The organism is Simkania sp., from assembly GCF_965215465.1.
In the GTDB taxonomy this organism is placed as follows: Bacteria; Chlamydiota; Chlamydiia; order Chlamydiales; family Simkaniaceae; genus Simkania.
Genome location: NZ_OZ244056.1, coordinates 521,897 through 544,786 on the forward strand (window position 1 = coordinate 521,897; position 22,890 = coordinate 544,786).

Annotated in this window: 21 protein-coding genes; 11 read left to right on the forward strand and 10 right to left on the reverse strand. The window is 41.8% G+C overall.

The window, feature by feature from the left end; all coding sequences use genetic code 11:
* The 10 genes from ACOOFG_RS02395 to ACOOFG_RS02440 all read right to left on the reverse strand — a co-directional run bounded on the left by ACOOFG_RS02395 (window position 1) and on the right by ACOOFG_RS02440 (window position 7,759).
* Window positions 1-498, reverse strand: coding sequence for a type III secretion T3S chaperone (locus ACOOFG_RS02395; RefSeq protein WP_420422049.1), 498 nt, complete (start codon window positions 496-498; stop codon window positions 1-3).
* 5 nt (window positions 499-503) lie between these two features.
* Window positions 504-1,820 carry a type III secretion system ATPase SctN gene (sctN, locus tag ACOOFG_RS02400; RefSeq protein ID WP_420422050.1) on the reverse strand — a complete coding sequence of 439 codons (1,317 nt, stop codon included), beginning with the start codon at window positions 1,818-1,820 and terminating at the stop codon, window positions 504-506.
* Window positions 1,821-1,895: 75 nt separating this feature from the next.
* Window positions 1,896-2,852, reverse strand: coding sequence for a hypothetical protein (locus ACOOFG_RS02405; RefSeq protein WP_420422051.1), 957 nt, complete (start codon window positions 2,850-2,852; stop codon window positions 1,896-1,898).
* Window positions 2,853-2,872: 20 nt separating this feature from the next.
* Window positions 2,873-3,685 (reverse strand): hypothetical protein, encoded by an 813-nt coding sequence (locus tag ACOOFG_RS02410; RefSeq protein ID WP_420422052.1) that lies wholly within the window; start codon window positions 3,683-3,685, stop codon window positions 2,873-2,875.
* 66 nt (window positions 3,686-3,751) lie between these two features.
* Window positions 3,752-4,399 (reverse strand): hypothetical protein, encoded by a 648-nt coding sequence (locus ACOOFG_RS02415; RefSeq protein WP_420422053.1) that lies wholly within the window; start codon window positions 4,397-4,399, stop codon window positions 3,752-3,754.
* Window positions 4,400-4,403: 4 nt separating this feature from the next.
* Window positions 4,404-4,832: a tetratricopeptide repeat protein gene (locus ACOOFG_RS02420; protein WP_420422054.1), complete on the reverse strand. Its 429-nt coding sequence runs from the start codon at window positions 4,830-4,832 to the stop codon at window positions 4,404-4,406.
* Window positions 4,833-4,916: 84 nt separating this feature from the next.
* Entirely contained in the window at window positions 4,917-5,186 is a 270-nt protein-coding gene (locus ACOOFG_RS02425; RefSeq protein WP_420422055.1) for a hypothetical protein, read from the reverse strand.
* Window positions 5,187-5,218: 32 nt separating this feature from the next.
* Window positions 5,219-5,446 (reverse strand): DUF5398 family protein, encoded by a 228-nt coding sequence (locus tag ACOOFG_RS02430; protein ID WP_420422056.1) that lies wholly within the window; start codon window positions 5,444-5,446, stop codon window positions 5,219-5,221.
* Window positions 5,447-5,479: 33 nt separating this feature from the next.
* Window positions 5,480-7,228, reverse strand: a complete 1,749-nt coding sequence (gene sctD, locus ACOOFG_RS02435) for a type III secretion system inner membrane ring subunit SctD (protein ID WP_420422057.1) — start codon at window positions 7,226-7,228, stop codon at window positions 5,480-5,482.
* A gap of 126 nt (window positions 7,229-7,354) precedes the next feature.
* Window positions 7,355-7,759 carry a type III secretion system chaperone gene (locus tag ACOOFG_RS02440; RefSeq protein ID WP_420422058.1) on the reverse strand — a complete coding sequence of 135 codons (405 nt, stop codon included), beginning with the start codon at window positions 7,757-7,759 and terminating at the stop codon, window positions 7,355-7,357.
* 172 nt (window positions 7,760-7,931) lie between these two features.
* On the opposite strand from ACOOFG_RS02440, the gene ACOOFG_RS02445 reads away from it, so the two are divergent.
* The 11 genes from ACOOFG_RS02445 to ACOOFG_RS02495 all read left to right on the forward strand — a co-directional run bounded on the left by ACOOFG_RS02445 (window position 7,932) and on the right by ACOOFG_RS02495 (window position 22,470).
* Complete coding sequence (locus ACOOFG_RS02445) at window positions 7,932-8,399, forward strand: hypothetical protein (protein WP_420422059.1); 468 nt, start codon at window positions 7,932-7,934, stop codon at window positions 8,397-8,399.
* 875 nt (window positions 8,400-9,274) lie between these two features.
* Entirely contained in the window at window positions 9,275-10,198 is a 924-nt protein-coding gene (locus ACOOFG_RS02450) for a hypothetical protein (RefSeq protein WP_420422060.1), read from the forward strand.
* 15 nt (window positions 10,199-10,213) lie between these two features.
* Complete coding sequence (locus ACOOFG_RS02455) at window positions 10,214-10,861, forward strand: hypothetical protein (protein WP_420422061.1); 648 nt, start codon at window positions 10,214-10,216, stop codon at window positions 10,859-10,861.
* Window positions 10,862-10,883: 22 nt separating this feature from the next.
* Window positions 10,884-12,179 (forward strand): hypothetical protein, encoded by a 1,296-nt coding sequence (locus ACOOFG_RS02460; RefSeq protein WP_420422062.1) that lies wholly within the window; start codon window positions 10,884-10,886, stop codon window positions 12,177-12,179.
* A gap of 14 nt (window positions 12,180-12,193) precedes the next feature.
* Complete coding sequence (locus ACOOFG_RS02465; protein WP_420422063.1) at window positions 12,194-13,081, forward strand: hypothetical protein; 888 nt, start codon at window positions 12,194-12,196, stop codon at window positions 13,079-13,081.
* 1,797 nt (window positions 13,082-14,878) lie between these two features.
* A complete protein-coding gene (locus ACOOFG_RS02470) occupies window positions 14,879-15,712 on the forward strand; it encodes a hypothetical protein (RefSeq protein WP_420422064.1) in 834 nt (277 codons plus the stop codon).
* Window positions 15,713-15,778: 66 nt separating this feature from the next.
* A complete protein-coding gene (locus tag ACOOFG_RS02475; RefSeq protein ID WP_420422065.1) occupies window positions 15,779-16,582 on the forward strand; it encodes a hypothetical protein in 804 nt (267 codons plus the stop codon).
* Window positions 16,583-16,674: 92 nt separating this feature from the next.
* Complete coding sequence (locus ACOOFG_RS02480) at window positions 16,675-17,181, forward strand: hypothetical protein (RefSeq protein ID WP_420422066.1); 507 nt, start codon at window positions 16,675-16,677, stop codon at window positions 17,179-17,181.
* 18 nt (window positions 17,182-17,199) lie between these two features.
* Window positions 17,200-18,639 (forward strand): hypothetical protein, encoded by a 1,440-nt coding sequence (locus ACOOFG_RS02485; RefSeq protein ID WP_420422067.1) that lies wholly within the window; start codon window positions 17,200-17,202, stop codon window positions 18,637-18,639.
* A gap of 18 nt (window positions 18,640-18,657) precedes the next feature.
* Window positions 18,658-19,566: a hypothetical protein gene (locus tag ACOOFG_RS02490; RefSeq protein ID WP_420422068.1), complete on the forward strand. Its 909-nt coding sequence runs from the start codon at window positions 18,658-18,660 to the stop codon at window positions 19,564-19,566.
* A 456-nt stretch (window positions 19,567-20,022) separates the two neighbouring features.
* A complete protein-coding gene (locus tag ACOOFG_RS02495; protein WP_420422069.1) occupies window positions 20,023-22,470 on the forward strand; it encodes a hypothetical protein in 2,448 nt (815 codons plus the stop codon).
* Window positions 22,471-22,890 lie beyond the last annotated feature (420 nt).

Sequence of the window (22,890 nt, forward strand, 5' to 3'; positions counted from 1 at the left end):
CTATCCGCCCTTAATTTTTCGTATATTGTGCATCGCACTACCAATCTCATCTGTTTCGATTGCCATCTCGTGCTCTTCGAGAGCTTTCATCTCTTTATCCCATTCTTTGCGATGCATCTTGAGTTTTTCGATGTCTTGCTGTTTTTTCAAGAGATCTTTGCGTGCCTCTTCCACCTTTTTACGGGCTTCTTCGACCTGTTTAATTTGGTCTTGAACTTTCTTTTCTTTTTGTTTGAGCTCTTCGTCTACAACTTTAATGTATTCGCGGGCAATTTCGATTTTATCTGAGGTAGTTCCTTTGTCCATTTCCTCTCGAAGTTGCGTCATTTTGTCTTCTTTGTGACGAAAGGTTTCGTTCCGTTGTTCTTCAAGTTCCTCTTGCTTTTTCTTTTCTTGCTCGAGCTCTTCTTTTTTTTGCTTTAAAACTTTTTCGGCTTCTTCGAGTCGTCTTTTCTTGATGCGGACGAGTTGTTCAAGTGGGTACTTTGGAGCTGGCATAGCGTTTACCTAAATAAGGCTTGAAGTTGCTCGAGCGATTCGTCAAAGGTACACTTTTCATCGACTTTTTGTTTGAGGAAGCGATTCACCTTGTCTACATATTTGATGGCAAAATCGGCTTGCTTGTCTGACCCAGGCTTGTATTCCCCAATCCGGATGAGCAGTTCGTTCTTTTTGTAGTTCGCAAGAACTTCTCGAATCTGTCCAATGAGTTTGCGGTGTTCTTCGCTCGTGACATTCGGAAGAATACGGCTTGCTGAACTGAGAATGTCGATCGCGGGATAGTGATATTGACGAGCGAGTTCACTCGATAAGATGATGTGTCCATCTAAGATCGAGCGGACTTCATCGGCAACCGGCTCGTTCATGTCATCCCCAGCGACGAGAATCGTATAGAAAGCTGTGATCGAACCTTTGTCTGAGTTTCCAGAGCGCTCGAGAAGCTTCGGCAATGTCGCGAATACCGAAGGAGTGTAACCGGCACGTGCGGGAGGTTCTCCTGCGGCCAGTCCAATTTCCCGCAGGGCCCGCGCAAAACGGGTGACGGAGTCCATCATCAAGATGACAGTCTTTCCTTGGTCGCGGAAGTATTCGGCAATGGCTGTTCCCACATAGGCGGCATTCAAACGGAGTTGCGCTGCTTGGTCTGATGTCGAAACAATGATAACGGAACGAGCCACCCCTTCGGGCCCGAGGTCATGTTCGATGAATTCACGCACCTCACGACCCCGCTCACCAATCAGGGTGATGACGTTGACATCAGCTTGAGCATAGCGGGCAATCATCCCGAGAGTTGTCGACTTACCACCGCCGGCAGCCGCAAAAATACCAATCCTTTGCCCTCGACCAGCAGTCAAAACACCATCGATGGCGCGAATCCCAGTCGAAATGGGCTTATCGATCATTTCCCGTTTCAGCGGATCTGGAGGGGGATTGAGAACCGAATAGGTTTCATCAACTTCGAGAGGGCCTCTTTCCGCGGTATCAAGAGGATGGCCGAGTCCATCAAGGACACGTCCTAAAAGATTGGGGCCAACCTTGATATGAAGAGGCAGGCGCATGGGAATGACTTCAGATGACGGGCCGACGCCTGTCATTTCTCCTAAGGGAGAAAGGTAGACTTCTTCTTTCGTAAATCCAACAACTTCAGCAATGAGAGGCTCTCCCTCACGCTTGATGAGGCAAACCTCACCCATTTTGACGTTGGGAACAACTGCTTTGATGAGCATCCCGACAATTTCGGTGATGCGTCCGTGAACTGTGGTCAGTTCAATGTCTTCTAGTTGTCCGATAAGCTTATCGAAATCAGGGCCTTCAGCCATAGACAATACTCCTCTCTACCCTCATTGTATCCTATGAGGGAATTAACCCCAAGCTAAAGGGCTAGAGAAGCTAGGCTAAAAGAAGTAAAAGTACTTTTTGCGGGGTGGCGGTTCAACAACAGGCTTGGCTTTTAAGGGGAGTTCGTCTTTGTATTTAAGTTTAAATGCGACGTTAAATCCGACCTGCTGCTCATAACTAAGCTGATCCCATAAGCTAGTTTTCTTCTTAAATATTTCGTGGTATTCGCGAATATTTTCTGCTGGAGTTATTTCAAAACTTGTTGGGTCTAAAGTGTAAGGAATCTTAGGAAGAGAATTGTCTGAGAAAGCTTTTTTGTTCAGCTTCCATTGAACGAGAAGAGGAAGTTTTTTCCAAGCTTCTTGATCTTCTTTCAGTTGTCGATGAAGTTGCTGTCCGACTTCTTTCCAAACAATGGTTTTATCAAGTACTTGAAAAGTTGGAATGGTGAAGTCAAGTGCGTATGAGGTGTGATCATTGAAACATTCGTGACAGATTAATGATTGGACTGGAAAAGAAAGGCTTTTCCAATCGGAACTTTTTAGAGCTAGAGGAAAGATCCATTGCTTTTGATTTTTTCCTAGGGCTGACAGCTCATATTTGTTAGTGGGCAAAGAAACTTCAAGTAAAGAGTAAGCGTCTAGTTGGGCTTTGGTCCAAGTCTTGTAGCTGGCTATTCCTGGTGGCTCTAAATCGAGCTGAAAAAACCTACCCAAGAATGCTTTTTGGACATCTTTTGAGAAAAGAGAGGAATCATAGTTCTTGTGGTAATGACGTATCCAAGCCTCATCAAGAGCTTTGACTTCTTTGGGAGTCTGAGGGTGGCAGGGGAATGTATGTTCAAGTTTGAGCTCTTGAAAGCGGAGCTTAAGGGCTTGCTGACTACTGTAATGGTACGAAACCCACTTTTCAATTTTAGAAGCAGACTTATGAATGGCTTGGATGAGATGGTGGTTGGCATCGGGAATGTCAGCTGAGTTCCAGGAGCATGCTGAGAGGATATGACTAGTCATTGCCCAGCGCAGGTTAACATCTACCTTTTTTTCGGCTTCAGGGTTTTTTTAAAGAAAACTTTTAACCATTTTTCTGCTTTGTGGGATAACTTTTTGACTTCGGAGGGAGTGGAAGGAATAGGGAGAGGGACATCTTCCATAAACAAATCAAAAGAAGAATCGTAGGAAAGCCCAAGCTGATAAAAGCGGAGGAGAAGCTGTTTTGCGGCGGGGCAGTCCTCTGTGAAGATAAAGCCGTCACATAAGTAGAGTTCTTTGACTTCTGCATCGGCCAAAGCTGAGATTTCATCTTCTGTAGGAGGAGCAGGAAGAATTGAAAGCTTTTTTCCGACTAAGACAACTTGATTGTACAAAAGAAGTTGCATCAAGGGAGTTAACTTTTGATAGGCTTCATGATCATTTTCGTATTTTTCATGGAGAGATAGGAGTTGGCTATCAGACAGTTTTAGAAAAGTTTTCACCGAGCTGAAAGGATTAAAAAGTACCGTTTTGAGTAACACAGTCATGATTGCTTGCCCAACAAAGTGACTGCTTAAAAGGATGGAGACTGTTTCAAGGGAAAGGAGTTCAGCGTAGTAAGTATTGAGAAATAATGCTGTGGCAAAAAACGACGTTGCAATCGCGCAAGTTGCGACGATTCCCATTTTGGTTTTTGTCGATTTGTCATCGATCAAACTTCGCCCCACAGCTGTTGCGCTTCCTGTGATTAAACTCACTGTTGCGACAGCTTTAGAAGGAAGCGTTAAATACCGTGCAGCAATGAATCCTGCTCCTAACGAAGCAGCTGTATAGTAAAGGTTTTCTTTAGAAATAATGCTTTGTAATTTTCCCATAACAACCTCATAAAGTTTTGAAAAATTATGAGGAGATATGGGATTAATTGCAAAGCAAATAGGTGCTTATAATTGTATATTAAACATTGTTTTAATATCGTCGACAGCTTTACTCAGCAGCACAGAAGAGTATTCAAGCTCCTGCTGGGCTTTTGCAAGCTTGACCTGAATCGTCAAGAGCGCTGCAGGGCTTAAAGAGCCACCTTCCATTTTCATGTTTTGAATCATATCTTGGGTTTTGTTGAGCTGCTCTTGCCCATCAGTGATCAATCCAAGAAATTTTGTGACAGGGCTTTGGCGTGCACTTGTTGGTGGGGGCTCTCCCACACCCACTCCCGCCTTGTCTGCAGCTGAGCGAATATCTTGGTTTGCGCTAGATAGTTTGTTGCGCAGCAGATATTTTTGCGACTGCTTGAGATTGAGATTTTTTGTGTGCAATTGATTTTGCAAATCGCCGAGAACAGACGATGCGCTATTCATTTGCCCAACAAGTGTATCCATTGAAGGTGCTGCAGACGCAGCCATGCCTCCCTGGCCGGCTAAATCAAAAGGGGTGATCCCTCCTGACTTACCTGGAGCCTGGCCAGCTTGCTCACCACCTTCCATGTAAGACTTAAAAGACTCGCCTGGTTGAGACTGTTGCTCTTCACCAGGCTGGATCGATTTCGTTGATTCGATATTTGAAGTTATGCGTTCTGGAGCTTGGTCGGACATAAGTCTACTTTCGTTTTACATCTGCAGGTCCAGGTGTCTTCTTCACAAACTGCTCGACAAAGTCGAGTGTTGTATTCGCCACCTTCTTTACTTGAGAATCCGAAGAATCCTTTGCTGATTTTTCCAGCATCTGTTCGCCTTTTGAGACTTTGTCTGGAGTCAAAGAAAGCGCAATTCCGAGAAATGTCGTTGCCATTTCATTACCTGGATCGATGCGCAAGACTTCTTCAAAGTACTCACAAGCTTGCTTGAGTTCGAGTTTGTGCAGGTGCAAGTAACCAAATCCAATTTTGATGAGGGGATTTTCTGGCTGCATCAGCTCACAAGTTTTTAAGAGCTTAACAGCAGAGTCTTCATCTGCTTGGTTAATGGCAATGAAACCCGCTTCTAAAAACAAGAAGAAGTCTTCTTCGTATTTTTTTAGATCTTCCATGATTTTTCATTCCTTTTTGCTAAATCTTTCTTTCTCGCCTTATGCCAAACGAAGGCAAAAAGCAAAAGCGAAAATACAAGCTTATTAACTTGTTTTCTGGTTTCGCACTGAGTTGTTGATCATTGTATTGACCTGCGAAATCAGGTTTGAAATCGAATCACCAACCTGTGTTACTTGCGACATTGAAAACTGCAAGAGCAGGAATTTACCTGGTGTTGCGGCACTGATCGAACTTGCAACGTTACGGACCTGACAGACAACAGCGGCTTGCAGAGCCGAATATTTTTTAATCAAGGTTATAAATGTTAACCTTGTATCCAATGCTTCCTTGGTCCAGGGATAGTCACCACTCATTAGTCTTTACCTCTCTACTTTCACAAAAAATCTTAAGCTGATGCTTTCTTTACGACTTTTTCTAATGCGGCATAACCTTGCATGATGATTCCGCATTGGTCAAAATTTTCAGATGCTGTTCCTTCCCTAAGCGCTTCTTTCAATTGTTTTGTGCGTTCTTCACAAATTGTAAGAACTTCTTTTTTTCTTTTCGTGCTTTTGAGTTCTTTTTCAAGATCAAATTCAAAAGGCTTGTTCTTTTTCTTTTCTAATCCAAACATTGGACAAATAACCTCAAGAGTTAGTTGTTACCTTTATTGCTGATTGTAGTTAATCTGATATTTAATGCCATCTTTTTCGAGAAAAATTGAATTTTCTTCGATACTTGTAATTTTCATTCCTTCTAAAGTGTCACCCGATGAAAGAATTTTTCCATTGATGACAACGTATTGACTCACGTTTCCGAGTTTTGAACTTCCGGTGACTTTATACTTTGATGTAATGTTAATCACATCACTTGTTGGTGAAGTGATGACGACAAAGTTTTTCACCATTCGCACCCCTTTTACCTTTTTCAACATCTTCACGGCTTCATTAAAATCAGTTTCGTGATTTGATCCGACACGTCCTGCTAAAATCAATTCACCATTTGAAAATTGAAATGTGACATTTAACAGACGTTTTTCAAGAAGGAGACTTTGGATTTGTGCTTCTAACGTGTTTTCGACAACGACTTGGTTGTCGAGCTTATCTAAATAAGGAAAGTTCAAATTAATGTATTCGGCAAGTTTTGTCGCTTCATCAAGAGTCTGTACATAACCGCGCAGGACAAAGTGTCCTGGTACAATGGATGTGAGGTTCACACCACGCCAGTTGGGATTTTTTGAAATGAGTGCGTTTGTTCCTTCCCAAACAAGTTCATCGATAATCACATTGTCATCAACCGAATGAACGAAATGAAGAGAACGGAGCATGTACATCATTTCTTGATGATCTACTTCAGTCATGACATGACCGAGCAAGAAAAGCTTTCCTGAGGAAGGGTTATAAGAAAACTCAACTTCGGGAAAACTTTTGAGCGCTTTACTAACTTCTTGTGATTCATCCGCAACAGAAACTGTGACAGTTTCACTTTTAAATAGGCTAAACACGCCACCAAGGGCAATGATGAGAAGAAGTGCGAAGATTCCAGCAAGAACCAAATGGCGCGTTGGAATAATCATTTTCTTCCAGTCTTTTTTAACAACCTCAGCTTCTGCAGCCTTAGCGATCTCTTCTTCCTTCTCTTCTTTAGAAGGAGAAACGTATTCAAATCCTGCAGATGGAGAAACGATGGTTTCACGTGTTTGCTCGCGATCGATAACTAAAAACGAAGTGGTTCCGAGAGCGATTAAATCTTGAGTGCTCAGTTCAGTGGGCTCTTGAATTTCGAGACCGTTAACGAGGACCTTGTTTCGGCTTCCTAAGTCTCGAATCATGACCTTTCCATCACCAGTGACCGAAATCTCGGCATGCTGTCTCGAGACACTTAAATCTTGAAAGATGATGTCGCAGGTGTTGGGGTCTTTACCGATCACATATGTGGTTTCTTCATGCAATCCAAACTCGGCACCAGCGTTTGGTCCAGAAATAATTTTAATGATCCATCGTGCATCGGCGCCACCAGTAAAAGCTAAGGCATCTAAATCGTCTGACTCTTCATAAATTGTCGGGGTTTCATCTTGCACAGCTTCGACTTGCTGCTGTGAAGGAGCTTCAGCAGGATCTTTTTCAGTATAACGGAAAAAGACACTCCCAATTTGAACTGTGTCACCTTCTTGAAGAAGGGTAGGCGTATCAACTGTTTTTCCGTTCACAGTTGCGGGATTGACTGCACTTAGGTTTTCAATTTGATAACCTTCATCGCTCAAATGAAAAATCACATGCTTTCGAGAAACCATCGGATCTTCGATCACTTGAAAACAGACATCGGGATCACGCCCAATAATCCATTCATCGCCTTCTTCCATTCGGACGACAAGGCCTGCCAAAGGACCTTCTTCGGCGATAAGAAAACCTGCCATACAACTGTTCCATACCTAAATATTCCTATCTTTTTGGAAGATACACAGATACTTGTTTTTTTTCTAGGAAATCATCAATTGCACTCAGATAAAGAGTGAATTTTCAATAGGTAGTGGCGACACGATCTAAATTAATGTTTGGTTGAAGCGCACGATCTCTTCTTGCCAATACGAAATATAGTTTAAGAAGTCTTCGAGTGATTCTTTGAAAACTTGGTAGCTCATTTCAAACGGGAGTGATTGCGAAAAAGTGAAAAACTTTTCAGTGGTATCAATTCCGATTGCACCGCCACCTGTTCCTTGCCCCATGAGATTAGCCTTCATGAGATGAATGAACAAAGCTTCTTTACTTCCTTCTTTTGGGATTGGGAGAATCAACGAGGATAAGAAGATCCCGGGATCGAGCTCAGAAATCCCAACTTGGAAGTTAGGTGGGAGCTTTAATCTATAGATTCCTTCCTTGTCTTTTTGAGGAATGGCTTCTAAATGGAGGTTTTCGGTCAGATTTTCTAAAAGACGTTCGACTTGCATGCTATCTGCTCACACATTTCTATCACTCATCCTATTGATTTAAAGTTTTCTCGGATTTTCTTCAAAAAGAATCGTTTTTTCTTTTGACCGACGGGTTTCTTCCGTTATAATAAGGCTAGTGGGCGTCACCTTGTTGGGAGGCCCTTTCGCAGACAGTTGAGGAGTTTTGAATATGGCTGGCGAATATGAACGCATCATGGAGTTTTTCAACCTGAGCCCTGAAGAAAAAGAAGAGCGGCTACAGGAAGTGTTTGAGGATTCGGTCGAGTACTTTGAGCGATTTAAGCACATTATGATCAATGGATCTCCTGAAGAGAAGAAGCAAGCCGTTGAGCGTGTTATGAATATGAAAAAACGCATCGAAGAAGAGACGAAAAAAATCTGCGAAAAGACTGGAATGACGGAAGAGCAACTTGCTCAGTTCTCTAACGATCCGAAAAATTTCTCCCCCGGTCAATGGGAAGCCATTGAAAGCGCGAAGAAAAAGCTCGATAAAGGGGTAGGGGATATCAAGAAAGCAGCCGCTGAAAAAAGCGGTGGCGCTTCTAAGGCCGAGAAGTCTCAAAAAACCGCTGGAGGGGCGACTGAAGGCAAGCCCAAGAAAAAGCGGAAAAAGCCCAAAAACTGGATCCAGTCTTAAGCTTCTTATATTCAATCTTTTTGATTAATATAACTCTACCTATCAACCTGAATATCAATTAATTAGTTTTTTTGTTTATTATAAAATAATGTATATATTATAATAATAGATATGAAGAGGGCGATCTGTACAAAATTTCACATTTTTCGACAGCTTGCCAAGAGCCTTGTAAAGGGCTAGAGAAGGGGCCGGAAAGACCCACCAAATATCGCTCAAGTGGACATGGGAAGACATTTGAGTTTACTTTTAAAATTTACTAAGCAATGATTTAGATTTGCTTATTGAAAAACCAAGCTGGTGTCTGATCTTTAACGATCAGAATTCGCCTTGATTTGTCAACCGAGCCTCTAGTGCCGGTACCATGATGGGTAGACGCAGAGTGGCCATTGCCAATTCTGTGTTTAAGGGAAAGGAAGATCAGAGCCTATCGGCTCTTTAAATATTTCACCTTCAACGCTCAGCATTCTAGCGTTATTTTTCTATTCACATACAAAGAATTAGGTAGCATTGTATATGATGCTAAAGGGTCTCCCCTTCTTTTTCCTGAGCTAATAGCTCGGGTGGCCGTCATACTTTGTATGACGGTCTTTTTTTTCATAAATTCTGTTGTTAAAAATAAAGATTATGTTAATATTATTGTATAGGCCATGAGTCATTGCATCTCGTTCAGAGATCTTCTCTAGGTCTGAATCTCCCGCAAGGGACCTGAGGAATTTCTTCCTCAAAATAAATAGAAGTTAAAAAAATATGGTAAGGGAAGGGAATTAATCCTTCATAAGACAGATCTTTTTCAGCTTTGATTAGCAGTTCATGTGTCTAAGAGGTGTTTTTTGACGCTCATGCTCCCTCCTTGCCAAAAAAATTAGAAGGTGAATATGTCCACAGATCCTTACACGTATAAGTTACCGTCTGGTGGGGCACAAGCAGTCAATGGATTGGATCCTACAGATGCAATTTCGCATGAGAACCAACTTATCGACACGTATAACGATGAGTTTCAAAACTTTTTGCTGATGGCAAAGAAAAATCCTTGGATGGCCATTCAGTACTTCATGTTTACAATGTCAAATCAGCTTTTAGAAGTTCAAGGAGCTGAAATGAACGTGCAATCTTCGATCATGAACGTTGTAGCTCAGCTCAATGGAGACCTCACAAAACTCAACTCAGATGTGAACAACATTTTTCAGCTGATTCAAGAAAGCGGAAGCGATGGAACCTCTGAACCATCGAACGAAGAGCAAATTGATAAGGCTGTACAACAGTTTTTAGATGATGGATATCAATTTTACTCTGACTTTTCGAGCGAGTTTGGAATGACTGACAACCCTCAAGGTCTCACATCCCCATTGGATAATTCTGAATTACAACATACAATGCAAAATGCTCTTGATGGATTTGGCACTGAGATTCCTTACACAGACCCAGCTTCTGATGGCGATTTATATGATTTCTTTTCGGATATCTATAACTATGGCACAACAAATTCAGCTGGGCTCCCTCTTGATGCGCAACAGATCGGGGATTATTTCAGCGGAGGGTTTGATACCAATGGGAACTATGATTCAGGCCTTTTCATGAACGCTTACAACAACGCAAACGGCGATAGTGAAAAGCAGATTGTCGACATCACAACAAACGTTGAAACTCCCTTAAACCAAGAAAGCAGTACCGCATCGACAACACTTTCTGCCGACCAACAAAATTTTAATTCTTATGAAGCAACCCTGAAAGATATTTTATCTCAAGTTTCCCAATTGATTCAGGGAATTGTCAGTCAAACAAGCAAGTCGTTCAGTTAAAAATTAGGAGGAAATATGTCTTGGGAACAAACCATGTTAGAAGCTTTGAGTCATCAAAGTGATTCAATTACAGGATTACAAATCAGTCAATCAGACTCGGCATCTTTAATGTCGAGTCAGCTGCAAGAAATTTACAAGTCGCAAGAGACGTCGCAGCAAGAATATTTACAGTTACTTCAAGCGCTAAACAAGTTTTCGAGTGTGATGGGGCAGAGCGATCTTCATTCATATCTTGAAAATTACGATGGAGCAGATTCAACGCAAGATGGGGCGCAAGATTTTTATAACGATTTTATGAATGAGTTTAGCCAATACGGCATCACGATTGAAGATACTAGCAGCCCAGATTTTAGTAGCTCACTGAAAAGTAAATACGATTCAGGAAGCGATTGGCAAATCACTTTTACTTTAGACGGAACTCAGCAAACGATTTCGGGATCAGATACAAGCGACCTTTCCAATGCGATCAGTGAAATTCAAGATGCGCAGCAAGGAGCTAACACAACTTCGAATAATGCGATTCAAGAATCACAAGCTACAGAAAGTGATGTTGCATCTGGATTCCAAAGCACGTCTCAAGCGGCTTCGAACCTCCTTTCAATTGGGAATAATTTAGCGCAAGCTCTCGGGTTCACCTCGAGCTTACTCGCCTCAATGGTTTAATCGAAAAAAAGGAAAAAATACTATGTCAACGGTTTATCAAACTTACTCTACTGAAACAAATGATGTTTCTTCTTCGCAATTCGTTACGGCAAACAATGCGAAAAAACCTGGAATTGGCAACCTCATGGCAGCCATTGCAGAGATTCAAATGGTCTTATCAGAACTTGAGGGAGCTTATTCCCAAATGGAATCCGAAGTAGAAAACGGACAGCTCCAAATCGGAGATGTCGTTGCAGATGCCATGCAAACTGACTATGAAAACAAAGTGGCTGACGAGCAGAAAAACATCAAAGATGGGAAAAGAAATCGCATTCTCCATGCATTTTTGACAGCTTTTGAAGTGATCGCAGCCGTGGTTGTTTCGATTGCAGGGGTGATTTCTGGTAACCCAGAACTTGCAGTAGCCATGATCGTTCTTACGATCTTAACTGTGTCGGGAGCGATGGGTAAACTGACTGATGCGATCGGTAAAGGCATCACGAAAAAGCTAGAAGAAGATGGAGTCAACAGTAAGACAGCTGAAAAACTCGGAAACCTCATTGCTTCGGTCATTGTGACAGCAGTGACGATTATTGCCACATTAGGTGTTGGCGCGATCGGTGGAGCAATCGATGCAGCAACAGAAGCAGGTGAAGAAATTGCAGAAGAAGCTGCAGATGAAACCTCATCTACTACGGGCAAGATCCTTGACGGCGTGAAGAACATGAAAAAGACTGCTCTTTTCGCTGGGGTTCAAGCAGGTGTTGGCACCAACTTGATCGAAAATATCTTTGCAACTGCAGCGTCAAATGGAAGTTCAAAAGTGCAAGAAGCCATGCAAATCATTGGTGAAGTGATTCAAGCGATCATGGCGATCTTAGCTACACTTGGTGGTGGCGCAAGTTCTGCTGGTGAGTCAGCAGAAAATGCAGAGTCTCTCCTTGAAAAGGTGACAAACCAAAGTGAAAAATTGACACAAGCGATGAATAAGTTGAAAGGCTTCGCAAGTTCTTTGACAGAGAACCTTTCTGAAGTCAATAAAGCTGATATCCTTCTTTGGACAACACGGATCAAATCTGCAAGTCAACTTCTTCCTGCAGGTCCAGAGGTGGGAACAGGCGTTATTCAAATCAAGCAAGGTGATCTTGAAGCGACTTTAAGCACTTTGACTGCAGAATTGACGAAGTTAAGTAATGTTTTAGAGATTAATCAAGACTCAACAAGTGGGCTTCAAAAACAAGCGCAATCAACGCTTAAAACTTTTGGAGGGGACGTGCAGCTTGTCAGTCAATCGACAAGTGAATTCGCAGCAATCGCAAACGTCTTATCGGCATTTTAATTGAGGAGGAAGACATGATGTGTAAAACATATTTCGACGCAACACAAACATCCGATCCAAGTGGCTTTGCAAACTTCCAAGTGAGTGCTGCTGGAGCTGAGACAAGTCTTCTTCTTAAGCTTAATACGCTTTATATGGAAATTGGAAAACTCGACAATGAACTTACCTACATGAATGCGAAAACTTCTTCATATGAAGCGACGTTAACGAGTACTTTCCAACAAGAGCAAGGTGAAGAACAAAAAATGGATACGATCATGCAAGCTTCGGGTTCTATCGGTGAAGCTGCAGTGACGTTTGGAGGTATGGGAGCGGATCTAGGAATGTCAAAATCAGCTCAGTCAGTGGCAGGCAAGGGAACTGATTACACAAACTTTAAGCCAGAAGGGGTAGACGACGTTCTTTCAAATGCAGTAGCCGAAGATGATCTATCTGATCCGAATGCAAAAGCGCGCATCACAAAGCTCAAGACGAATTTCGATCTCGAAAAAGACACGCTAAATCAAGTGACAAAGCTCAGTAACGGAAAAGAAATCACTGATAAAGATCTTCTGACATTACTTAGCTCAGATGATCCAGAAACACTCGAAGCAATTAAAACTCAAGTTCAAAGCAAGATAGACGATTACATGAAAGGCGTTGCAGAAAATTCAGAGCGGATTCGTCTCATCTCGCAAGCTGGAGGTTACTTGATGCAAGGAACGTTCAGCTTTAGCTCTGCAACTTACAAGCAAGCAGTAGCAGAGGCGCAAGCAAATGCAACCATCCTGCAGAACTTGAACTCGCAAGCAAACACTCTGTTCTCCAATATCTTAAGTAAAGCTGATGCTGAATTCTCTCAAGGGGCACAACAAAACCAGATCCTTGAGCAGCTTATCGCTAACAATAAGAACGGAGGATAAAAACACTCTTTTTTTCTCACCCTTTCAAGGTTCCCCACTTTTTTCGTTGGCCGAAAGGTCCCAACGCTGGCCGCTACGACTTCCTCTCCCCTCGTAGCGGCCTTTTTTAGTATCTGGGGTTGTGGAATTTGTTTCGTTTCATATACCCATCTTCTGGAAATCTCTAAAATCTCTTCGCTCGGAAATAGCTGAGGCTATTCCGCTTCACTCAGATCTTTCAGGTCTTCCTCAGAATCTGGGCCTCTGAAACGAAAACATTCCACAACCCCAGATACGGGAGGAGAAGTGGAAATCGCTCAGGCTATTTCGCTTAACTTTTGCGTAGGAGGAGGCTTACTATATATAAGGAGGGTTGCCGCCCTTCTCCGGATGTGGAGGAGGGATGTAAAAAATATTTAACACAAATATTTAATTATAAGTAACGTGTGAAGTTATATTAATTAATTTTAAAAAAATTGTTTAAATTTTATGAGGATATGCTATTATTAAGATACAGGATCGAAGAGATCATAATGTAATAGTTAAAGCGGGTAAGCTGGAAAGGCGAGGCCACGGGGGGAGTACCACCATAATAATTACCTTAGGTAGTTCCACCAAAAGCTTCCAAACTTAAAACAGCATTTGCCCTAGATCCCAGGCGAAAGTGTTACTCACTTTGCCGGAGGCTAATCTAGCGTTATCTACACTAATATAAGTCATTAAGACGCTGATTACCTTAGAAATATAAAGTACACACTCGATGTATTTGCATCTGCGTGTAACTTTGATTTGAGGTAGTTAAGCGTTGTCGCATCATTTTCATTACCAGTACATTGCGTCAACTAGCTTGTAAGAGTTATTTGCTTTTTCTCTGAGTTTCATTGAAACTTGGATCGGGCCTGAAGGTCCATTATAAAGTGTTAATGCCTAGGAAGTTATATTCCAGGCGAAAAGAACAATATCCTTATCCTATTCCTTTTCTTTCCGTACTCCCTGCCTCCGCCCCGTCTCCCCGGGGCGGAGGCTTTTTTTTGAGTCGAGGTAGAGGAATTTTTGGACGGTTGATTCGCTGGCTTCTGGCAACCTTCCCCCCTTTTTTCGCTCGGAAATAGCTGAGGCTATTACGCTTCGCTCAAAATTGGGGGAAGGTTGCCAGAAGCCAGCGAATCAACCGTCCAAAAATTCCTCTACCTCGACTCTGAGTTGGCATGAGATCTAAACGAAAACATCCTCCATCACCAATTTTAGAGATTTTGATTACAAGTCATATAAATTAAGTAGTTTGAGTTTTAATTTTAAAAAAATTGTTTAAATTAAATTAAGATGTGGTATTATTAAGTTACAGGATCGATGAGATTCATAATAACTAATCACTTTATCCGGGTAGCTAAGCCAGAGAGCTAGTAAGGGGGAAAGGTCTTTTAATAAATACCTTTTAGGCAATTCCACCAAAAGCTTCTAAGGAGCGGCAGATAAAATACCCTAAGATCCAGGCGAAGTGTTTCACACTGAGCCGGAGGCTAATCTAGCGTTATCTACACTAATTAAGTCATTAAGACGCTGATTACCTTAAAGATAGAACATGCACTCGTAGGCGTTTGCGTACACGTGTGTTTTTGATTTATAGGTAGTTAAGCGTTGTCGCATTTATCTCTAATTTATCACAGTTTGCGTCAACTTGCTTCTACAGCAGGATTTACTCTTCTATGGTTGTGATCAGCCGTGAAGACTTTTTCTCTGGGCTGCCATAGCAGCTTGGACGAGGCTTAGAAGGCCTATTTTGTAGAATGTAAGCCGAAGAGGCTTATGGGGGAAATTATGACAGAGCTAGTCTATCACACTGAAAGTGGCTGGGAAGCGCAAGAGAACTCAGAATTTCAAGCATTGATGCAGCAAATGGAGTCTTTTAAAAGCGCAGGACAGAAATATGAGTTTTGTGAGCTTGTTGTGTTTGGGTTTATGAGCCAGTTTTTTGGGGGACAAGCAAGTTGGCAAGCAAATGTAATAAAGCACCTTTCGAATAACGAATTATATGACACTCAGGCGATTGAATACCCATTTGATCAGGTGGTGAATAGTGGGTTAAACAATACTGGAGCTGATGGACAAAATGAGCCATCTGAGAGTGATTATGAGCTCACACACCAGGCTTATTTAGCTGCTAACAATCTACTTCAGGATTTGTATACAAATCCGATATTTGATGGGACAAAGATCCCTCAAGAGGTGTTAAATAACTTAGTCTCAATCTTTGGGTTAAGCCAAGGTGATATTGAGTGGAACTTAGAAACGGTCACTGTAGATGGAACACAGGAAAACATAGAGGTGCCTTCTTTTAACGCGAATTACGACCCAGATGATCCGAACGATAAAACAAATTCGCCTGTAGGTAAAACAACGAACTTTTGGTATCAAGGAGCGCATTATGCAGCTGGGGATCCAGACTTTACGAAATGGATGGATCAGATGCAAGTGGTGTCACAGAAGATCCAACAAACGATCTCTTTTTTCACAGATATGAGCTCCACATCACAATCAGAAGTGAATTTCGATATGAGTGAACAAAAAGAGTACTTGGGATCTTGGCATAGTTTGTTAAAAGCGGTAGCGACGATGTTTCAGACCTGGGTTCATAATGAGTTAACAAATTAATAAATAAGGGATTGAATTAATAAAATCCCGAAGAGAATATCAACAAAAAGGCCTACGGGGGAACTTATGACAACATTAGCATATCACACAGAAGGTGGGTGGGAAGCACAAGAAAATGCTGAATTTCAAGCGTTGATGCAGCAAATGGAGTCTTTTAAGTCAGCAGGCCAGAGATATGAGTTTTGTGAAGTTTTTGTCTTTGGATTTATGAGCCAGTTTTTTGGGGGACAAGCGAGCTGGCAAGCGCATGTGATAAAACACCTTTCAAATGTCGAACTCTATGATACTCAGGCGATTGAATATCCTTTTGATCAGGTGGTGAATAACGGCCTTGGAGGAGATAATCCAGCTGGAATGATGAAACTCACGCAGCAGGCGTACTATGCTGCAAATAATATGCTTGAGGACCTCTACACAAATCCAATGTTTGATGGGACAAAGATCCCTCAGGAAGTCTTAAACGACTTAGTCACAATCTTTGGATTGAGTCCAAAAGAGGTATTACCCAAGAATGTAACGGTCACAATAGATGGAAAACCAGAGCAAAAAAAAGTTCCGTATTTTTATGCGGGATACGATAAGAACGATCCCGAAGATTCACTTGTTGGAAAAACATATAACTTCTGGGAATCAGGTGTAAACGATGCACCAGGAGATCCGAACTTTACGAAATGGATGGATCAGATGCAAGTGGTGTCACAGAAGATCCAACAAATTATCTCTTTTTTCACTGACATGAGTTCGACTTCACAATCAGAAGTGAATTTCGATATGAGTGAACAAAAAGAGTACTTAGGTTCTTGGCATAGTTTATTGAAAGCGGTTGCTTCGATGTTACAGACCTGGGTTCGTAATGAGTTAGCAAGGTAATACAATGGAACATAAGTTTAACTGGAATGTTCTTGCAGGGGCGAAGAACTCTAGAATCAAAATAGAAGATTAATCCACTAGAAGGGAAGAATATGAGCACACCAACATATACTTATACTCCTCCTGCAGAAGATAATAATTGGTCGAGCAATACCTCGCTCATGTTGTTAGATTCTGCAAATAGTATGTCAGATGCCATTACTGGTAACATGATCCAAATGTCAAACATCGGTTTGACCTTTATCAATGAGAATACAACCCTTGCTCAAGCAGAGCAGGACAATGTTAAGCTTTTGATGGAAGGTGGTCAAGCTAATGCGTTCGATGGAAATGATTCAGATAACGATCCACGTATTTGGGGAAATAGTAGCAAAGACCCTAACACAGACTCGAATGACGTTAACATGGTGCAAACAGATGTGAACAACTGTACGTCGTATTATAAAGTGATTCTTTCGATTGTGCAGGCGATTATTAGTAGCTTCACCAATTCGTTCAAACAAATACAACAAAACCAGATGCAGCTTTTCACTTTCATGAACGGTGCAAATCAGCAACAAGATTACGTTTCTTCTTTACTTGGAAGCTCACTGGTATAACAAAAAAAAGGTTAAAAAATGTCAAATATTCAACAAATTGATGCGTCAAAAGTAGAAGTTTCTTTCGCTGCAACACACAGTGAAAGCGATACTTCGAACGGCTTATTATTAGATTTACATGAAGCTCTACAGACGCTTTTATCTACTCAAGATCAACAAGACGCTCCAGATACAAAGGCAGCGGTGCTGAAACATTTGAATTCAATTGGTGATCGTATCAAAGAGATTCAAAAGACAACTCATATAATTCCGAGTGAAGGGATCAAGATCTTTTTCTATTTGCTTGCTGAACTAAATAATGCAACAGTTGTCAATTCCGACCTTGAAGCTTTTCTTGGTCAAGCAAACAATGCATTTGGAATTCAAGAATCAAAAGATGCCGAGCAACAGTTTGTCAAAGCAGCAAAAGATTACTATAAAGCAACGCACCGTACTTGGTGGCAGAAAGCGCTTCATTTTATTGTGAAGATTGTGACTTATGTTGTCCTTCCAGTCACTGCACTTGTGACAGCTGATCCTGGAATGCTGATGGCAACTGTTTTTATGGCGACAATGTCTGCCACAGGTGGAACAAAGAAAATGTCAGATGATATCACGTCTGGATTGAAGAAAATCATGCCAAAAGATGTTGCTCAAGTTTTAGGTGGCATTTTGACAGTTGCAATTAACTTCACAGCAACTTTAGGACTTGGAGCAGTGGCTTCCGTTGAAACGATTGGAGTTGAAATTGGTGACTCTGCTGTAGAGGAAACTTCAGAAGGTTTTGAAGTTGCCGAAAGTGCTTCAGAAGTTAGCGAGTCTGCGAGTTCGAATGTAAAAATTGGAATCACTGACAAGTACCAACTCAACTTAAAGCGCATGCTTTCGATTGGATTCATGGGTGGCTCTGCAACACTTGCTCAAGAAGCGCCTCAAATCGCTGAAGGGTTTGTCGACTTGCTTCCTGTGAGTGAAGATGTGAAGAAGACTCTTGGCAAGGTGATTCTTGTTCTCTTAGAGCTTATTGCGGTTGTTGGAATGATCTATGGTGGTTATTCTGCAACAACTTCTGATGCCGCGACTGCAAATGTTCTGCAAAGTGGGATGGATGAAGTCGCTGGTAAAGCGGGAAAATTTTTCTCGGAACTGATGCCAAAATTCTTTAATTTTCTAGAGACAAATGGTGACACAATCAGATCAACTGCACGCTTTTCAAAATATTTCTCTTTTGCAGCTGGTGGTACAGCTCAAATTGGAATTGCCGGGTATACAGCGAAACAAGCAGTTGCTGAAAAAGACCTTGGGCATGTTAAAGCATCTCTTAATGAGATTATGTCTTCTGAAAAGATGACACAAACCTCAACAAAGCAGATCATTCAAGATGCAGAGCAAATGATGCAAATCTTTGACGTCATGATTCAAAACGTTGGATCGTTATATCAAATTAATAACGTTGCAGCTGATTACTTGGCACAATAAACATAAAGGGGGATACCTATGGCATTAGGACTACAACAAACGGACAAAGTAGATACTGGAAACCAAGCAGTTGCATCAAGTGCGATTGGAGCTTTTATGACTTCAAGTATTAAGCAAGGTGCCGTTTTATCATTACTTTACGTGATGGAAAACCTCTTCAATTATAAGACGACAAATTTTGTTGCTACAGATACAGTTAACTTTTACAACGACCAAGCAAATCAATTGATTATGAAGTCAGTTGGAGGAGCTGCCGGGGGATTACTAACAGTTGTTGGCGCTGGTTTAGGGGCATACAAAGAATATCAATCGAATCAACTGCTTGCTGGAGACCAAAAAGAAATTGAAACGATGGGAAGCTATCTTGAAGAAGCTGAAAAAGCTGGCTCAGAAACTTCACACGTTCTCTCTACATCTGAATCCACAGGTTTTGATACTGAAAAGATGGCGGAAGCTCAGAAAGCGCGCATGGCAAAATTAACTCGAGAAACCAATTTCACGCAGCATGGTCTAGATGATCAAATCGACATTTATGGTCCGAATAAAACAGATAAACGGATCATCCAGCTATCTGACAAGGATGAAGCTGAAGCACTTGCCGGTCATCTTCGCACCGAGATTGGTAAGAAACGAGATGCTCTCAATGCAGAACGTAATAAGAACAACCGAGATGGCGACAACTTGAATATGGTGGTTCGATCTGCTGGAGTTGTGATTGACTCGGCTCTCCAAGGTGGAAGTGCTTACTACATGCAGAAAGCTGGTGAAGATGATTCAGCACGTTCTGTTGGACAATCGGCACTTGCGACGATCCAACCAGCAATGAATGAGATGATGTCTCAAGCTGTTGAAGCCTTTAGAGCTGCGGCCCAGGCTTCTGAAATTAATGTTGAACTGGCTCGAGGAGATAACCTCCAAAACGGCTAAACATAACAAATTCCTTTTCTTTCCGTACTCCCTGCCTCCGCGTCCGTCTCCCCGGGCCGGAGGCTTTTTTTTGTATTGGGATTGAGGAACTTATTTTGTTTATTTCCCTTATCTTCTGACGATCTCTCCTGTTTTTGAGCTTGGAAATAGCTAGGGCTATTCCGCTTCGCTCAAAAACACGAGATCTCATCCAGAATCTAAGGAATCTAAACAAAAGCGTTCCACAATCCCAATACTGGGGATCGGAGCATACCCAAAAATTCCTCAACCTCGACTCTAGTAAGAGTGAAATCTAAACAAAAGCTTTCTACAATCCCAATACTGAGGGCAGGGGTAAGATCTAAATGAAAACATTCCTCACTCACAAATCCCGAGGAAATTAAGTTTTCAGTGTTGTAAATTTTTTTTCACATACATAAGATGGCTCATTCTTTATTTTTAACGAAAGGGTAGAGCATGAAGCTAACTATTTGGGGAATCTCCATTCTATTTGCCGCTCAAGCGCATGGTGTCGAATATGGATCATTGATGACAACCGCGGAAGAGGCAGAAAAATTATCCAATGACACTCAAGTTAAAGAAGCAGTCGTTCAATCGAGTCAGGATTACGAGAAAGAACTTTGTCTTTATCGCCAAGGCACTCTTTCTTATGAGTCGCTTCAAACTCAGTACTCTTCAACGTTCTCAGAGCTTTTGAGTCATGTGCAATCTCTCATTGCAGAAGATACGACGGGAACGATTTCTCCGATTCAAAATGATTATGATAGCGACCACACTTCAGAGTATGCAGATCACCTGCGCGAGCTGATTGGAATTGTGCAAAATGAGCTGGATATTCCCGCTTATGAATGTCTCCTTCCTCCTATAAACTCTTACAAAAACCTGATTGCGAATGGTGATTTCAATGAGGGGACGACTGGATGGCAGATTTCAGGTGGTTCAGGCACTCTTGTTGTCAATTCTCCCGATTCTTATGACACTACAAGCCCTGTTGAAAATAAAAACAGTCTTTCTTTTTCGGGCATTCCTTCTCATCCGGGTTACATCAGTGTGAGTCAAGAGGTCACAACGATTCCTGGTCATCTTTATTTAGTAGGAGGGTACGTTTTGGGAACACCTCCTAGCGGTGACGATGGCGCTTACTCTGGTGGAATAGACGTTGCAGGTGCTGTGTCTCTAACGAGTTCGATCACAAAAAAAACAACTGAGTTTCCTCAAAGTTCAAATGAAATCGATCAAGCAGGTTTTCATCACCGGTTTTATTGGTTTACTGCTTCCGGTAATTCGATGCAGGTAAGCTTAAGCGGGGGAGAAAAGACTGTCTTTAAAAACATTGTTGCAATCGATGTCACAGGTGAACCTGAGCTGATGCAATACGCAGCTTCTGTTTTTCCACAAGTGAGCACTTTAGGAGATCCTGATGTAGGACACTATCCACAAGTTGAGTCAAAATTAAATGAGGGGGATAATCTCTTAGATGGTTCCATTTCGATTCAGAAAAATATTGATCAATCTCCTTTGAAAAATGCAGGGCACCCTTATTGGTATATCGATGGAAGCATTCCTGCGAATCACGAAATTAAACTCACAAATGCTCTGAATGGAGCGCATGCGTTATACATGCCTAAAAATGCTTCGGTCACTTCGAACGGTCCTGTGCCCTGTCCTATTAGCGATTACACTCTCCATGCAAAAGTTTTTGTTCCTCAAGGAGGGAGAGGAAGTGTGAACTTCCAATTCACAGGGACTTCACTGATTGATAACAATTCTCTGCCCAAAATCTCTCAGACTTTTTCTTCATTTGCACCTGGTCATGTAACTGCCATTCAAATTAAAGTCTCGGCAGATGAGTTTCAAAGCATGCAGGCTGGAACTTTTTTTAGGCCGGCAGTCATTTTAACAAGCCTAGAAGATACTGTATTTCTCTTTGATGTGAGTTTGATTCCCGATAGTTCTGACCTTTACGATCAAATCAATGCCATCAACCCTTATAACCCTGACCGTAGTTGGTATCAACAAGCCGGAAGTACACAAACATACGACTTCACAAAAGGAACAGTTAGCTCTGATTGGGCCGTTGCTTTGACTGGAAATACCATGTTTGCGCCAGGCTCTCCAGCAAGTGATTTCACAAAACCCACAAGTAATGGCGTTCAGTTAATCAGTAGCCGTGACAATGCATCTTCTCCTCCTTATGCCAATGGAGGCATTCAATCGACACAATTTATCCCAAGCGGACGGGACTTCACGATTGAAATGACCTTTGTTGCCACAAATGATGGATCTGGCTATGAGCCGACTGTCGCTTTATGGACCTATGGTGAGTCGCAGCGTGGTCCCAATAATCCTATCTACCATACCCATGCACCGGGTGCAGATCCGATTACAGAGTTTGACTGTGAAATGGGCTCAGATGTTTCTCCTAAGGAGCCTCCTCCACAAGGGTCTGTGTGTGTACGTGATGGGAGTTACATCGGCCATGCTGTTGGCGGACATGGGGAGTACATTGATACGAATGCTGATGGAACACCCCTTTGGAAAGTTGTGCCAAGCTTTTGGGATGGTAAAGTCCACACTCTCAAAGTCGAAGGAAAGTATGATGGCAATAACCGTCTCATCCTAACAAGGATACTAGATGGAGAGGCTCCCTTTAGCACTCAAGATCTTGGAACAGGACCCTTTAGCCCCATGTACATTAAAATCGCTTTAGAAAATCCCAATTGGAATAGCCGAGGGTTTGGAAATGGAAAGGCTGAGCTTGAGATCCAAAATGTCCAGGTCACAGTTTCTCCACCCCTTGAGCAGGTCCCCACTATTGCTCTTGATGAAATCGATTATGCTTGGTTCACGCCAGGAGGGTGCGGAGGGTGCTCTTACACCCCTTTCCCAAGCGGAAGTCACTGAGAATCTAGAACTTCAATATTCAATAACCACTACCTCAAAGCTCCTCAACTTTAGGAGCTTTGAGTTGGCGCATAACTTTTTGATAGAGAAAAGGTTGCGAAATATTTATATTTTAAGTTATTGAGGGATAAGAGTTTAAGGGATTAATTTAAAAAATTTGTTTAAAAAAATTTAGATATGCTATTATTAAGATAGATTTTGGGTAGTTTAAAATCTAGTAAAGTATAATCTAATTTAATAGATCATTTATTAGTGTTGTGTACAATCTTAATTTAATAAGAGGTTGTGAGGTTCCGGACTCTATCACCCAAGAAGATGTCCACAGAATCAAACAGTCTTTTAAGTATTTGTATGCATCGATGATAAGATGATTAGATCTTGGCAGATCTTTTCTGGTTTGCTGAGGAGGTACTTGGCGTA